Genomic DNA, 12,229 nt, shown 5'->3' with positions numbered 1-12,229 from the left:
GCTTGAGCGGTGTGAACCGATTGAGCAATTAATCAAGCTAGCCATAGCCATTGTCAGCCGGAACATGATTAAAATTAGTTTCCATTATAAAAATGATTAAAGCAGTCGCTGAAAGGCGACTGCTTTTTTGTGTTATGAATGCTGATGATCAAATTTACGGATAGTTTTACAGTTGAAAGAGTTAAAAATTAAAATAAAAGTGGCACTGCAGAAAATTTTGAGAATTAAATTTTTTCTACTAGAAATAATTATTTTCATAAATTCGCTTACAAAAAAACTTGAGAATATTTTACAATTTATTTCAGAAAAACCTTGATTTATCAAGCCTTTTCCTTTAATATAGATAAAGTGCTTGTCGAGAAGAGGGCGTAGTACGCCTCAGACCTTGATGAGACAACAAGGGCGTTGATATGAGAGGTTGCGACACACCCGGCCGCATTGCCACGACGGTTATGTTGGTAATTCTCATTGAGCTTGTCCATTAATGTGACGAAAAGGAGGTATATCCATGGCAAAGCAAAAAATTCGGATCCGTTTAAAGGCTTATGAACATCGTATCTTAGACCAATCAGCGGAAAAGATCGTTGAAACAGCTAAACGTACTGGTGCTTCAATTAGTGGTCCAATTCCACTACCTACTGAACGTAACCTTTACACTGTTTTACGTTCACCACATAAGTACAAGGATTCTCGTGAACAATTCGAAATCCGTACGCACAAGCGGTTAATTGATATTGTTAACCCTTCTGCAAAAACTGTCGATGCTTTGATGAAGCTTGATTTACCAAGCGGCGTTGACATCGAAATCAAATTATAATTTATAGAGAAAATGGAGGTGTAGTCATGGCTAGAAAAGGAATCTTAGGGAAAAAGGTTGGAATGACCCAAATCTTCACTGAAAATGGCGAATTGATTCCAGTTACAGTTATCGAAGCTAGCGCAAACGTTGTTTTACAAGTTAAGACAATGGATACCGATGGTTATGAAGCTGTTCAACTTGGTTATCAAGATGTCCGTGAAGTTTTGACGAACAAACCAGCTAAAGGTCATGCTGCTAAAGCAAATACGACTCCTAAGCGCTTCGTTCGCGAAATTCGTGATGTTGAGCTTGGAGATTATGAGCTAGGCTCAGAAGTTAAAGTTGATACGTTTAAAGATGGTGACATCGTCGACGTAACTGGTATCACGAAGGGTCATGGTTACCAAGGTAACATCAAACGCTTCGGTCAATCACGTGGTCCTGAGACCCACGGTTCTCGTTACCATCGTATTCCTGGTTCAATGGGTGCTATCATTAACCGGGTATTCAAGGGTAAGATGCTTCCAGGTCGCATGGGTAACGATAAAGTAACAATCCAAAACTTACAAATCGTTCGTGTTGATACTGATCGTAATGTTCTTTTGATCAAGGGGAATGTCCCTGGTGCTAAGAACTCATTTGTTACTGTTAAATCAGCAATCAAATTGACTAAATAAATTTTGAGAAAGGAGGATTTTTAAATGGCAAATGTCACACTTTATAAACAAGATGGAACTGAAAACGGCACTGTTGCGTTAAACGATGCAATTTTTGGAATCGAACCTAACGATAACGTCGTCTTTGATGCGGTTATCATGCAACGTGCTTCTTTACGTCAAGGTACACATGCTGTCAAGAACCGCTCTGCAGTTCGTGGTGGTGGTCGTAAACCATGGCGTCAAAAGGGTACTGGTCGTGCTCGTCAAGGTTCAATTCGTTCACCACAATGGCGTGGCGGTGGTATTGTCTTCGGACCTACTCCACGTTCATATGCTTATAAACTACCAAGAAAAGTACGGCGTTTAGCAATCAAATCAGTTCTTTCCCAAAAGGTTATTGATGGTGATTTGATTGTTGTTGATGGATTGAATTTCGACCAACCTAAAACACAAGAATTCGCAAAGGTTTTGGCTGGCTTGAATGTTGCAACTAAGGCTTTAGTTGTCTTAGAAGCAGACAATGATATGGCTGCTTTATCAGCTCGCAACTTAGCTAACGTTACAGTTGTTGAAGCAAATGGCATTAACGTTTTAGACATCGTTAACAACCAGAAATTGATCCTAACCCAAGCCGCTCTTGCAAAAATCGAGGAGGTACTTGGTTAATGGCAGCACATGATATTATTATTCGCCCAATCGTGACTGAACAATCAATGAACATTATGGAAGACAAGAAATATACGTTTGAAGTAGCTGTTCATGCTAACAAGGTTGCCGTTCGTCACGCAATTGAAGAAATCTTTGGCGTTTCAGTCAAAGAAGTGAACATCATGAATGTTCGCGGTAAAAAGAAACGTTATGGCCGTTACGAAGGTTATACAAAGAAACGTCGCAAAGCAATCGTTACTTTGACACCTGATTCTGACAAAATTAAGATTTTTGAAGATTAGTCATAACTTAATAAAATAAAACAGGAGGAAAACTAATGGCGATTGTTAAATACAAACCAACCACCAACGGCCGTCGTAATATGAGCGGATCTGATTTCGCTGAAATTACTAAGACAAAGCCTGAAAAGACTTTGCTTGAATCACAAAGCCGCATTGCTGGTCGTAACGCTCATGGACATATTACTGTTCGTCATCGTGGCGGCGGTCATAAGCAACAATACCGTATCATCGATTTCAAGCGTACCAAAGATAACGTTAAAGCTATTGTTAAAGCAATTGAATACGATCCTAACCGGACTGCAAATATTGCTTTATTACACTACGAAGATGGGGTTAAATCTTACATCTTAGCACCTAAAGGCTTACAAGTGGGCCAAGTAATTGAATCAGGCGAAAGCGTTGATATCAAAGTTGGTAACGCACTTGTGCTTAAGAATATTCCTGCTGGTACTTTAGTTCATAATATTGAATTAAAACCTGGTAAGGGTGGCCAATTGGCTCGTTCTGCTGGTACTTCAGCTCAGATCTTAGGCCATGAAGGCAAGTATACTTTAGTTCGTTTATCTTCTGGCGAAGTTCGTCGAGTTTTGACTACTGGCCGTGCTACTATCGGTGAAGTCGGTAATGAACAACATGAATTGATTAGTATTGGTAAAGCTGGTCGTAAACGCTGGATGGGCTTCCGTCCTACCGTTCGTGGATCAGTTATGAACCCTAACGATCACCCTCATGGTGGTGGTGAAGGTAAAGCACCAATCGGTCGTCCATCACCTATGTCACCATGGGGTAAGAAGACCATGGGTAATAAGACTCGTAGTTCTAAAGCACGTTCTGAGAAACTTATTATTCGTCACCGTAAAGGTAAATAAATAGTCATTTCTCATCACGCTCGAAGGAGGTAACATAATGGGTCGTAGCTTGAAAAAAGGACCTTTTGCTGACGAGCATCTTTTGAAGAAGATCGCCGCTCAAGCAGATAGTGAAAAGAAAACAGTCATTAAGACTTGGTCACGTCGTTCAACGATTTTCCCAAGTTTCATTGGTTACACAATTGCCGTATATGATGGTCGGAAACATGTCCCAGTCTTCATCCAAGAAGATATGGTTGGCCATAAGTTAGGCGAATTCGTACCAACAAGAACATTCCGCGGTCATGGCACCGACGATAAGAAGACGGCTGCACGTTAAGGAAAGGAGCGATTTAGCAGATGGCAGATCAAATTACAACAGCTAAAGCAGAAGCTAGAACTGTTCGTATTGCGCCTCGCAAAGCTCGCCTTGTAGTCGATTTAATTCGTGGCAAGAGTGCTGCCGAGGCTTTAGCGATTTTACAATTCACACAACGTGGTGCTTCACCAATCGTTGCTAAGGTTTTGAAATCAGCTATTGCAAATGCTGAACATAACTATGATTTAGATGCACAAAACTTATTTGTTAGTGAAGCTTACGTTAACGAAGGACCTACTTTGAAACGTTTCCGCCCACGTGCAAAGGGTTCAGCATCACCAATTAACAAACGGACAAGCCACATTACAGTGGTTGTCAAAGAAAACGAAGAGTAGGAGGGAAAAACGTGGGTCAAAAAGTAAATCCAATTGGATTCCGTGTTGGCGTCATCCGCGATTGGGATGCTAAATGGTATGCTGATAAAGAATACGCTGATTACTTACATGAAGATTTAAGAATCCGGAAATACATTGCAAAGAATCTTGCTGATGCCTCGGTTTCCCAAGTGGAGATTGAACGTTCAGCTAAACGTGTCAACGTTTCAATTCACACTGCTAAGCCTGGTATGGTTATTGGTAAGGGTGGCGTTGAAGTTGAAAACTTACGCAAAGCCTTAAACAAATTAACCGGCAAACAAGTTCATATCAACATTGTTGAAATCAAACAACCAGATTTGGATGCTAAGTTAGTCGGCGAATCAATTGCTAGTCAGTTGGAAGCTCGTGTAGCTTTCCGTCGTGCTCAACGTCAAGCAACACAACGGACAATGCGTGCCGGTGCTAAAGGTATCAAGACACAAATCTCTGGTCGTTTAAACGGTGCAGATATGTCCCGTCGTGAATGGCATACAGAAGGTACAGTGCCATTGCATACTTTACGTGCTGATATCGACTATGCTTGGGAAGAAGCAACAACTACTTACGGTCAATTAGGTGTTAAAACTTGGATCTACCGTGGTGAAATCTTACCAGGTCAAAAAGTCGTTCGTGATGCTGAAACAGCAAACGACAAGAACCGTCGTAACAATAACAGAAGAAACAATAATCGTCGCGATCAACGTGGTGATAAGAGAGCTGCGAAAGGAGGAAAATAATCAATGTTAGTACCTAAGCGTGTTAAGCATCGCCGTGAGTTCCGTGGTAAGATGCGCGGTGCTGCTAAAGGCGGTAAAGAAATCAGCTTCGGCGATTACGGTTTACGTGCCTTAGAATCACATTGGATTAGCAACCGTCAGATCGAAGCTGCTCGTATTGCCATGACTCGTTACATGAAACGTGGCGGTAAAGTTTGGATCCGGATCTTCCCTCATAAATCATACACTGCTAAAGGTGTAGGTGTCCGGATGGGTTCCGGGAAAGGTGCTCCAGCAGGTTGGGTTGCACCAGTTAAACGCGAGAAGATTTTATTTGAAATCGGTGGCGTTCCTGAAGAAGTTGCGCGTGAAGCACTTCGTTTGGCATCAAATAAATTGCCAATCAAAACTAAGTTTGTTAAGCGCGAGGAAGTAGGTGGCGAAGCTAATGAAGGCTAATGATATTAAAGAGTTAACCACTGCTGAGATGCTTGATAAAGAAAAGCAATATAAAGAAGAATTGTTCAATTTACGTTTCCAACAAGCGACTGGTCAACTAGAAAATACTGCTCGTTTGAAGCAAGTTCGTCAGAACATTGCACGGATCAAAACTGTTCTTCGTCAGCAAGAACTTGAAAAATAATCGGAAGGGAGATATCAAACTTGAGCGAAGAAACTCGTAATCATCGTAAAGTTTACCAGGGACGTGTTGTATCCGACAAAATGGATAAAACCATCACTGTCGTTGTTGAAACTTATCATACAGACCCTACTTATGGTAAACGTGTTAAGTATTCAAAGAAGTTTTATGTACATGATGAAAACAACGAAGCTAAAGTCGGCGATATTGTTCGGATCATGGAAACTCGTCCGTTATCCCGTTCAAAACGCTTCCGTTTATTAGAAGTTGTTGAAAAGGCTGTTATTATTTAAAGTACGTCAAGAATGACGAGAGGAGGACATTAAAGTGATTCAACAAGAAAGTCGACTTAAAGTTGCTGATAATTCAGGCGCTCGTGAAATCTTGACGATCAAAGTACTTGGTGGTTCTAACCGCAAAACGGCTAACATCGGTGATACAATCGTTGCAACTGTCAAACAAGCAACACCAGGTGGCGTTGTCAAAAAAGGTGACGTTGTTAAGGCTGTAATCGTACGGACTCGTTCAGGCGCTCGTCGTGCTGATGGTTCATACATCCGTTTTGACGAAAATGCTGCTGTTATTATTAACGCAGATAAGAGCCCACGCGGTACTCGTATTTTTGGGCCGGTTGCACGTGAACTTCGTGATAATGACTTTATGAAGATCATCTCATTGGCACCGGAAGTATTGTAATCTTCACCATACTGAGAATTTTCATGAGGAGGTGCACATCTAACGATGCACGTAAAAACTGGTGATAAAGTTAAAGTGATTAGCGGCAAGGATAAAGGCAAAGAAGGTTCTATTATCAAGATCCTCTCTAAGCAAAATCGCGTTGTCGTTGAAGGCGTAAACATGGTCAAGAAGCATAACAAGCCAAGTAATACTGACCCTCAAGGCGGTATTAAAGACCAAGAAGCGCCAATTGATGTTTCTAACGTTATGTTAATCGATCCATCAACTAACGAACCAACTCGGGTTGGTCATAAGGTTGTTGATGGTAAAAAGGTTCGGATCGCCAAGAAGTCTGGCGCCCAAATCGACAAGTAAACACGAAGGGAGGAAAACTTTTAAATGACTAGTCGCTTAAAAGAACGCTACGTTAAAGAAATCACACCTGCATTGGTTGAGAAGTTCAATTACTCATCAGTTATGCAAGTGCCAAAGATTGAAAAAATCGTTTTAAACATGGGTGTTGGTGACGCTGTTTCCAACTCTAAAAACCTAGATAACGCCGTTGAAGAATTGACACTTATCTCAGGCCAAAAGCCTTTGATCACAAAAGCTAAGAAATCTATTGCCGGTTTCCGTTTGCGTGAAGGTATGTCAATCGGTGCTAAAGTTACTTTACGTGGAGAACGGATGTATGACTTCTTAGATAAGTTAATCAACGTTTCCTTACCACGTGTTCGTGACTTCCATGGTGTTAGCACTCGTTCATTTGATGGACGTGGTAACTACACACTTGGTATCAAAGAACAATTAATTTTCCCTGAAATCGAATTCGATAAGGTTGCCCGTGTTCGTGGTTTGGATATCGTGATCGTCACAACTGCAAATACTGACGAAGAATCACGTGAACTCTTAACCCAAGTCGGCATGCCTTTCGCTAAATAGGAGGTAACACAATTTGGCTAAAAAGTCATTAGTTGTCAAGAATCATCGTCCAGCTAAGTTCTCAACTCAGGAATATACTCGTTGCGAACGTTGTGGACGTCCACATTCAGTTTACCGTAAATTCAAGCTTTGCCGTCTTTGCCTTCGTCAATTAGCTCATGAAGGTCAAATTCCTGGCATGAAAAAAGCAAGCTGGTAAAACCAAAAGACAGGAAAAGGAGGTAAATTAATCAATGGTCATGACTGATCCAATTGCAGACTATCTAACTCGTATTCGTAACGCCAACATGGTACGTCACGAATCTTTAGAAGTTCCTGCCTCAAAGATTAAGAAAGACATCTCTGAGATTTTGAAGCGTGAAGGTTTTATTCGCGACTTTGAAGTTATCGAAGATGGCAAACAAGGAATCATCCGTATTTCATTGAAATATGGCCAAAATCGTCAACGTGTCATTTCTGGTTTGAAACGTATTTCAAAGCCAGGTTTGCGTAGTTACGTTAAAGCTGATGATGTACCTAAGGTCTTAAATGGTTTAGGTATTGCAATCATTTCTACATCCGAAGGTGTTATTACTGATAAAGAAGCCCGGGCAAAAAATGTCGGTGGCGAAGTTCTAGCATACGTTTGGTAATCTTTTATAAAGTTAGGAGGTGTTTCATTAAATGAGTCGTATTGGCTATAAAGTAATTGAACTTCCTAAGGACGTTACAGTTACTAAAGATGGCGATCAAGTCACAGTTAAGGGACCTAAGGGTGAATTAACTCGGACTTTCGATCCAGCAATTACATTAAAAGAAGAAAATGGTGTCATTTCTTTTGATCGTCCTAATGACAACTACAAAGCTTTACACGGAACAATGCGTGCTAACTTAAACAACATGGTCGTTGGTGTTACCGAAGGCTACAAGAAACAACTTCAATTAGTTGGTGTTGGTTATCGTACACAATTGCAAGGTAAGAAGCTTGTCTTGAACGTTGGACTTTCACACACTGTTGAATTTGAAGCACCAAAAGGCATTAGCATTGAGGTTCCTTCAAATACTGAAATCACAATTAGTGGTATCAGCAAACAAAAAGTTGGTCAGTTCGCAGCTGAAATTCGCGCGATCCGTCCTCCAGAACCTTACAAGGGCAAAGGTATTCGTTATGTTGACGAAGTTGTCCGTCGTAAGGAAGGTAAGACAGGTAAGTAGTTTCTAGAAAATTTATGAGGTGAACATTGTGATTACAAAACCAGACAAGAATAAGACACGGCAAAAACGCCATACGCGTGTCCGTGGCAAAATCTCTGGTACTGCAGAGCGCCCACGCTTGAACGTTTTTCGTTCTAACAAAAACATCTACGCGCAATTAATTGATGACGTAGCGGGTGTAACGCTTGCAAGTGCCTCAACTCTTGACAAAGAGTTAACTGCAGCAGATACAAAAGTTGAACAAGCACAACAAGTTGGCGAATTAGTCGCAAAACGTGCAAAAGACAAAGGCATCGAAGATGTTGTCTTTGATCGTGGTGGTTATCTCTATCACGGCCGTGTTCAAGCTTTAGCTGAAGCAGCTCGTGAAAATGGGCTTAAATTCTAACGAAAGGAGAAAACCACACATATGACTTTTATCGATCCATCTCACTTAGATTTAGAAGACCGCGTTGTTACAATCAACCGAGTTACTAAAGTAGTTAAAGGTGGCCGTCGCTTACGTTTCGCAGCAATTGTTATTGTTGGCGATAAAGCTGGTCACGTTGGCTTTGGTACTGGTAAAGCTCAAGAAGTTCCTGAAGCAATTCGGAAAGCTTCTGAGAATGCCAAGAAAGCTTTGATTGAAGTACCAATCGTTGGCACAACAATTCCTCATGAAATTATTGGCCATTTTGGTTCAGGTAGCGTTCTTTTGAAGCCAGCCGTTGAAGGTTCTGGAGTTAGTGCCGGCGGTGCCGTTCGTGCATTAATGGAACTTGGCGGTGTTAACGATGTTACATCGAAGTCTTTAGGCAGCAACACACCAATCAACGTAATTCGGGCAACTATGGATGGCTTATCACGTCTCCAAACTGCTGAGCAAATTGCTAGTCTTCGTGGTGTTTCTGTTCAAGACTTACAAAATTAGGAGGCCTTGTTGATGGCAAAGATTAAAATTACTCTTACACATAGTGCCGCACATCGCTTACCTGCTCAACGTAAAATCGTTAAAGAGTTAGGCTTAGGCCGTGTTAACAGTAGTGTTGTTAAACCAGATAACGCTGCTACACGCGGAGCTATTTTTAAGATCTCACATTTAGTTGAAATTGAAGAAGTAAACGACTAGAAATATACAAGGAGGTGCTAGACTTCATGAACTTGCATGAATTAAAAGCTAGTGAAGGTTCACGCCGCAACCGTAAACGTGTCGGCCGGGGAACTTCATCAGGTCAAGGTAAGACTGCAGGCCGTGGCCAAAAAGGCCAATTGGCTCGTTCAGGCGGTAAGACTCGTTTAGGTTTCGAAGGTGGCCAAATGCCATTATTCCGTAGAATGCCAAAACGTGGCTTCAAAAACATTAACCGTAAAGAATATGCCGTTATCAATCTTAGCGATTTAGATCGTTTTGACGAAGGCACAGAAGTAACGCCAGAATTGTTAATTGAATCTGGTATCATTAAAAAACAACTTGCTGGTGTTAAATTACTAGCAAATGGTGAAGTAACCAAAAAACTTTCAGTTAAGGTTGCTAAATATTCAGCGGCTGCAAAAGAAGCTGTTGAAGCTGCTGGTGGTTCCATCGAGGTGATCTAATGCTGACAACATTGCGGAACGCATTCAAAGTCAAAGAAATCCGTAAAAAGATCTTCTTTACTTTATTCATCTTATTGATTTATCGATTAGGTACTCAGATTACCATGCCCGGTGTGGATGCGAATTCGCTATCTAAGATCAGTGCTAGTGGTTTGATTCCTTTACTTGATACGGTTAGTGGTGGTGGCTTGACCAATTACTCATTGTTCTCAATGGGTGTGTCGCCATTTATCACTGCGCAAATTGTGATTCAATTATTGCAAATGGATATCGTACCTAAGTTTGTCGAGTGGAGTAAACAAGGTGAAGTTGGCCGGCGGAAACTTAACCAAGCAACTCGTTATCTAACCATCGTTCTCGCTTTTGTACAGTCAATTGGGATCACAGCCGGCTTTAACTACTTAAGTGGTTATGGCTTGGTTAAAAATCCAAGTGTTCAAACTTTTATCCTGTTGGGGATCATCTTAACAGGTGGAACGATGTTATTAACTTGGTTAGGTGAACAAATCACTGATAAGGGTATCGGTAATGGTGTCTCGATGATTATCTTCGCCGGGATCATTGCTCGCTTACCTAATGGTATTTACCAGTTAGTCAGAGATAACATTATTAATGCATCAGCTAGTGAGCGTCCGCTTAATATCTTGTGGTTAGTATTGTTACTCGTTGTTATTCTGTTTATCGTTTATTGGGTAACTTATGTGCAACAAGCAAATCGTAAAGTGCCGATTCAATATACTCGGCGTGCGACAAGCGGTGGCAACGAAAGTTATCTACCATTAAAAGTTAACGTGTCTGGTGTTATCCCAGTTATCTTTGCCAGTTCGTTTATTATCACCCCTTCAACTATTCTGATGATTTTCCAAGCAAATCATGGTGATGAAGGTTGGTACCAAGTACTGTCGAATATCTTCAGTATGCAGACCACAGTTGGGGCAATTATTTATACCTTATTGATTGTCCTCTTCACTTTCTTCTATGCCTTCGTTCAGGTCAATCCTGAGAAGTTGGCAGAGAACTTGCAAAAGCAAGGTGCCTACATTCCTAGTGTTTGGCCAGGTAAAGAAACTGAGAAGTATTTCTCCGGCTTGTTGATGCGTTTATCAACTGTTGGTTCGATCTTCTTAGGTTTAATTGCCTTGTTACCTCAGTTAGCAACGAACATCTTCGGCTTACCTCAATCAATTGGTTTAGGTGGGACAAGTTTATTAATCGTTGTTGGGGTTGCACTAGAAACTTCACGGCAATTGGAAGGTTTGATGATGAAGCGGCGTTATATCGGATTTATTCGTTAACTGGAGGCTAGATTAAGTTGAATTTGATTTTAATGGGACTACCTGGTGCCGGTAAAGGTACTCAGGCTGAAAAAATTGTTGACCAATATCATTTGGCCCACATTTCTACAGGCGATATGTTTCGTGAGGCCATGGCTGCTAAAACAGCTATTGGTCTTGAAGCTAAAAAATATATTGATAACGGTAATTTAGTTCCTGACGATGTTACAAATGCCATCGTCAAAGAACGGTTGCAGAAACCAGATACCAATGTTGGTTATATGTTGGATGGTTTCCCACGGACGATTGAACAAGCAGCAGCACTTGAAAAAATTGCTGCTGAATTGGACAAACCGGTCGATGCCGTGATCAATATTGAGGTCGATCCTAAAGTCTTAGTTGATCGTTTATCTGGGCGCTTCATTTGCCGGACTTGTGGCGCAACTTATCATAAGTTGTATAATCCGCCAAAGGTTGCTGGAACTTGTGATCGCTGTGGTGGACATGATTTTTATCAACGTGAAGACGATAAGCCAGAAACGGTTAAAAACCGTTTAGCCGTTAATATCAAAATGAATACACCGTTACTTGATTTTTATCGCGGTAAAGGTTTGCTTTATACCGTCAATGGTGAACAAGATATCGATCGGGTTTTTGATGAAATTAAAGTAATTTTGTCAAAATTAAATTAACTCTTGGTTCAGTGGTATAAAGCAAAATGTCAGCTTGGCAATAGTAACCGTTTGTGTTATACTCAAACGTTGTTACTGTCAAGTGAGTACCTTTAGGGCTCGCTATTTTTCTGTATCCACTTGTTTAACCAATTAGGAGGAATTTTTGTTTGGCAAAAGATGACGTCATTGAAATCGAAGGAACAGTGACTGATACCCTTCCTAACGCAATGTTTAAAGTTGAGTTAGAGAACGGTCACTCAGTGCTTGCACATGTTTCTGGTAAGATCAGAATGCATTACATTCGGATTCTTCCTGGAGATAAGGTTACTGTCGAATTATCACCATACGATCTCACCAAAGGCCGTATTACTTATCGTTATCGTTAAGATATCGTATTTTCGGGAGGCTTAGAAATGAAAGTAAGACCATCAGTTAAAAAAATGTGCGAACATTGTAAAATTATCAAGCGCAAGGGCCGTGTCATGGTCATTTGCTCTGCAAATCCAAAACATAAGCAACGTCAAGGCTAATAGGAGGTGTAAATA

Annotated in this window: 25 protein-coding genes; all 25 read left to right on the top strand. The window is 40.9% G+C overall.

All coding sequences use genetic code 11. From position 1 onward, the window contains the following. Positions 1 to 508: 508 nt before the first annotated feature. Positions 509 to 817 (top strand): 30S ribosomal protein S10, encoded by a 309-nt coding sequence (gene rpsJ, locus EKM82_RS08410; protein ID WP_125650475.1) that lies wholly within the window; start codon positions 509 to 511, stop codon positions 815 to 817. 26 nt (positions 818 to 843) lie between these two features. Next, positions 844 to 1,476, top strand: a complete 633-nt coding sequence (gene rplC, locus EKM82_RS08405) for a 50S ribosomal protein L3 (RefSeq protein WP_125767976.1) — start codon at positions 844 to 846, stop codon at positions 1,474 to 1,476. Between the two features lie 24 nt (positions 1,477 to 1,500). Next, entirely contained in the window at positions 1,501 to 2,124 is a 624-nt protein-coding gene (gene rplD / locus EKM82_RS08400; protein ID WP_125767974.1) for a 50S ribosomal protein L4, read from the top strand. Continuing rightward, the gene (rplW, locus tag EKM82_RS08395) at positions 2,124 to 2,408 is read left to right on the top strand and encodes a 50S ribosomal protein L23 (RefSeq protein WP_125650480.1); all 285 of its coding nucleotides are present in this window, start codon (positions 2,124 to 2,126) and stop codon (positions 2,406 to 2,408) included. Before rplD ends, rplW begins: the two co-directional genes overlap by 1 nt. Before the next feature lie 35 nt (positions 2,409 to 2,443). Next, positions 2,444 to 3,277: a 50S ribosomal protein L2 gene (gene rplB / locus EKM82_RS08390; RefSeq protein WP_125767972.1), complete on the top strand. Its 834-nt coding sequence runs from the start codon at positions 2,444 to 2,446 to the stop codon at positions 3,275 to 3,277. Between the two features lie 37 nt (positions 3,278 to 3,314). Beyond that, positions 3,315 to 3,596: a 30S ribosomal protein S19 gene (gene rpsS, locus EKM82_RS08385; RefSeq protein WP_125650484.1), complete on the top strand. Its 282-nt coding sequence runs from the start codon at positions 3,315 to 3,317 to the stop codon at positions 3,594 to 3,596. Positions 3,597 to 3,616: 20 nt separating this feature from the next. Then, a complete protein-coding gene (rplV, locus tag EKM82_RS08380) occupies positions 3,617 to 3,970 on the top strand; it encodes a 50S ribosomal protein L22 (RefSeq protein ID WP_125650486.1) in 354 nt (117 codons plus the stop codon). 11 nt (positions 3,971 to 3,981) lie between these two features. Then, positions 3,982 to 4,728 (top strand): 30S ribosomal protein S3, encoded by a 747-nt coding sequence (gene rpsC, locus EKM82_RS08375; RefSeq protein WP_125767970.1) that lies wholly within the window; start codon positions 3,982 to 3,984, stop codon positions 4,726 to 4,728. A gap of 3 nt (positions 4,729 to 4,731) precedes the next feature. After that, positions 4,732 to 5,166, top strand: coding sequence for a 50S ribosomal protein L16 (gene rplP / locus EKM82_RS08370; protein ID WP_125650490.1), 435 nt, complete (start codon positions 4,732 to 4,734; stop codon positions 5,164 to 5,166). Beyond that, on the top strand, positions 5,156 to 5,350 hold the full coding sequence (gene rpmC, locus EKM82_RS08365) for a 50S ribosomal protein L29 (RefSeq protein WP_125650492.1): 195 nt from the start codon (positions 5,156 to 5,158) through the stop codon (positions 5,348 to 5,350). The genes rplP and rpmC overlap by 11 nt, the downstream gene beginning before the upstream one ends. A gap of 20 nt (positions 5,351 to 5,370) precedes the next feature. Next, complete coding sequence (gene rpsQ, locus EKM82_RS08360) at positions 5,371 to 5,640, top strand: 30S ribosomal protein S17 (protein ID WP_125767968.1); 270 nt, start codon at positions 5,371 to 5,373, stop codon at positions 5,638 to 5,640. Between the two features lie 34 nt (positions 5,641 to 5,674). Next, the gene (gene rplN / locus EKM82_RS08355) at positions 5,675 to 6,043 is read left to right on the top strand and encodes a 50S ribosomal protein L14 (protein WP_125767966.1); all 369 of its coding nucleotides are present in this window, start codon (positions 5,675 to 5,677) and stop codon (positions 6,041 to 6,043) included. 45 nt (positions 6,044 to 6,088) lie between these two features. Then, on the top strand, positions 6,089 to 6,400 hold the full coding sequence (rplX, locus tag EKM82_RS08350) for a 50S ribosomal protein L24 (RefSeq protein WP_125767964.1): 312 nt from the start codon (positions 6,089 to 6,091) through the stop codon (positions 6,398 to 6,400). Positions 6,401 to 6,424: 24 nt separating this feature from the next. Further along, positions 6,425 to 6,967, top strand: coding sequence for a 50S ribosomal protein L5 (gene rplE, locus EKM82_RS08345; protein ID WP_125650500.1), 543 nt, complete (start codon positions 6,425 to 6,427; stop codon positions 6,965 to 6,967). Between the two features lie 13 nt (positions 6,968 to 6,980). Beyond that, the gene (locus EKM82_RS08340; RefSeq protein WP_125767962.1) at positions 6,981 to 7,166 is read left to right on the top strand and encodes a type Z 30S ribosomal protein S14; all 186 of its coding nucleotides are present in this window, start codon (positions 6,981 to 6,983) and stop codon (positions 7,164 to 7,166) included. 34 nt (positions 7,167 to 7,200) lie between these two features. Next, a complete protein-coding gene (gene rpsH / locus EKM82_RS08335; RefSeq protein ID WP_125767960.1) occupies positions 7,201 to 7,599 on the top strand; it encodes a 30S ribosomal protein S8 in 399 nt (132 codons plus the stop codon). 31 nt (positions 7,600 to 7,630) lie between these two features. Then, positions 7,631 to 8,161: a 50S ribosomal protein L6 gene (gene rplF / locus EKM82_RS08330; protein ID WP_125767958.1), complete on the top strand. Its 531-nt coding sequence runs from the start codon at positions 7,631 to 7,633 to the stop codon at positions 8,159 to 8,161. 19 nt (positions 8,162 to 8,180) lie between these two features. Then, the gene (gene rplR / locus EKM82_RS08325; RefSeq protein ID WP_318531088.1) at positions 8,181 to 8,549 is read left to right on the top strand and encodes a 50S ribosomal protein L18; all 369 of its coding nucleotides are present in this window, start codon (positions 8,181 to 8,183) and stop codon (positions 8,547 to 8,549) included. 21 nt (positions 8,550 to 8,570) lie between these two features. Further along, complete coding sequence (rpsE, locus tag EKM82_RS08320; RefSeq protein ID WP_125650507.1) at positions 8,571 to 9,071, top strand: 30S ribosomal protein S5; 501 nt, start codon at positions 8,571 to 8,573, stop codon at positions 9,069 to 9,071. Between the two features lie 12 nt (positions 9,072 to 9,083). Then, positions 9,084 to 9,269, top strand: coding sequence for a 50S ribosomal protein L30 (gene rpmD, locus EKM82_RS08315; protein ID WP_125650509.1), 186 nt, complete (start codon positions 9,084 to 9,086; stop codon positions 9,267 to 9,269). Positions 9,270 to 9,295: 26 nt separating this feature from the next. After that, positions 9,296 to 9,736, top strand: a complete 441-nt coding sequence (gene rplO / locus EKM82_RS08310; RefSeq protein ID WP_125767956.1) for a 50S ribosomal protein L15 — start codon at positions 9,296 to 9,298, stop codon at positions 9,734 to 9,736. Then, a complete protein-coding gene (gene secY, locus EKM82_RS08305; protein ID WP_125767954.1) occupies positions 9,736 to 11,031 on the top strand; it encodes a preprotein translocase subunit SecY in 1,296 nt (431 codons plus the stop codon). Before rplO ends, secY begins: the two co-directional genes overlap by 1 nt. A 17-nt stretch (positions 11,032 to 11,048) precedes the next feature. Further along, positions 11,049 to 11,702, top strand: coding sequence for an adenylate kinase (locus tag EKM82_RS08300; protein WP_125767952.1), 654 nt, complete (start codon positions 11,049 to 11,051; stop codon positions 11,700 to 11,702). A 149-nt stretch (positions 11,703 to 11,851) separates the two neighbouring features. Further along, positions 11,852 to 12,070 (top strand): translation initiation factor IF-1, encoded by a 219-nt coding sequence (gene infA, locus EKM82_RS08295; protein ID WP_057823558.1) that lies wholly within the window; start codon positions 11,852 to 11,854, stop codon positions 12,068 to 12,070. 27 nt (positions 12,071 to 12,097) lie between these two features. After that, a complete protein-coding gene (rpmJ, locus tag EKM82_RS08290; protein WP_125650517.1) occupies positions 12,098 to 12,214 on the top strand; it encodes a 50S ribosomal protein L36 in 117 nt (38 codons plus the stop codon). Positions 12,215 to 12,229 lie beyond the last annotated feature (15 nt).

Origin of the sequence: Lapidilactobacillus wuchangensis (assembly GCF_003946645.1) — a bacterium.
Classification (GTDB): domain Bacteria; phylum Bacillota; class Bacilli; order Lactobacillales; family Lactobacillaceae; genus Lapidilactobacillus; species Lapidilactobacillus wuchangensis.
Note: the sequence above shows the minus strand (reverse complement) of the source record. Positions and strands in the feature narration are given on the sequence as shown.

What these genes read in the sequence shown, in the direction of transcription:
- rpsJ (WP_125650475.1), top strand. Translation starts at nt 509, where the DNA reads ATGGCAAAGCAAAAAATTCGGATCCGTTTAAAGGCTTATGAACATCGT.
- rplC (WP_125767976.1), top strand. Translation starts at nt 844, where the DNA reads ATGGCTAGAAAAGGAATCTTAGGGAAAAAGGTTGGAATGACCCAAATC.
- rplD (WP_125767974.1), top strand. Translation starts at nt 1,501, where the DNA reads ATGGCAAATGTCACACTTTATAAACAAGATGGAACTGAAAACGGCACT.
- rplW (WP_125650480.1), top strand. Translation starts at nt 2,124, where the DNA reads ATGGCAGCACATGATATTATTATTCGCCCAATCGTGACTGAACAATCA.
- rplB (WP_125767972.1), top strand. Translation starts at nt 2,444, where the DNA reads ATGGCGATTGTTAAATACAAACCAACCACCAACGGCCGTCGTAATATG.
- rpsS (WP_125650484.1), top strand. Translation starts at nt 3,315, where the DNA reads ATGGGTCGTAGCTTGAAAAAAGGACCTTTTGCTGACGAGCATCTTTTG.
- rplV (WP_125650486.1), top strand. Translation starts at nt 3,617, where the DNA reads ATGGCAGATCAAATTACAACAGCTAAAGCAGAAGCTAGAACTGTTCGT.
- rplP (WP_125650490.1), top strand. Translation starts at nt 4,732, where the DNA reads ATGTTAGTACCTAAGCGTGTTAAGCATCGCCGTGAGTTCCGTGGTAAG.
- rpmC (WP_125650492.1), top strand. Translation starts at nt 5,156, where the DNA reads ATGAAGGCTAATGATATTAAAGAGTTAACCACTGCTGAGATGCTTGAT.
- rplX (WP_125767964.1), top strand. Translation starts at nt 6,089, where the DNA reads ATGCACGTAAAAACTGGTGATAAAGTTAAAGTGATTAGCGGCAAGGAT.
- rplE (WP_125650500.1), top strand. Translation starts at nt 6,425, where the DNA reads ATGACTAGTCGCTTAAAAGAACGCTACGTTAAAGAAATCACACCTGCA.
- rpsH (WP_125767960.1), top strand. Translation starts at nt 7,201, where the DNA reads ATGGTCATGACTGATCCAATTGCAGACTATCTAACTCGTATTCGTAAC.
- rplF (WP_125767958.1), top strand. Translation starts at nt 7,631, where the DNA reads ATGAGTCGTATTGGCTATAAAGTAATTGAACTTCCTAAGGACGTTACA.
- rpsE (WP_125650507.1), top strand. Translation starts at nt 8,571, where the DNA reads ATGACTTTTATCGATCCATCTCACTTAGATTTAGAAGACCGCGTTGTT.
- rpmD (WP_125650509.1), top strand. Translation starts at nt 9,084, where the DNA reads ATGGCAAAGATTAAAATTACTCTTACACATAGTGCCGCACATCGCTTA.
- rplO (WP_125767956.1), top strand. Translation starts at nt 9,296, where the DNA reads ATGAACTTGCATGAATTAAAAGCTAGTGAAGGTTCACGCCGCAACCGT.
- secY (WP_125767954.1), top strand. Translation starts at nt 9,736, where the DNA reads ATGCTGACAACATTGCGGAACGCATTCAAAGTCAAAGAAATCCGTAAA.
- rpmJ (WP_125650517.1), top strand. Translation starts at nt 12,098, where the DNA reads ATGAAAGTAAGACCATCAGTTAAAAAAATGTGCGAACATTGTAAAATT.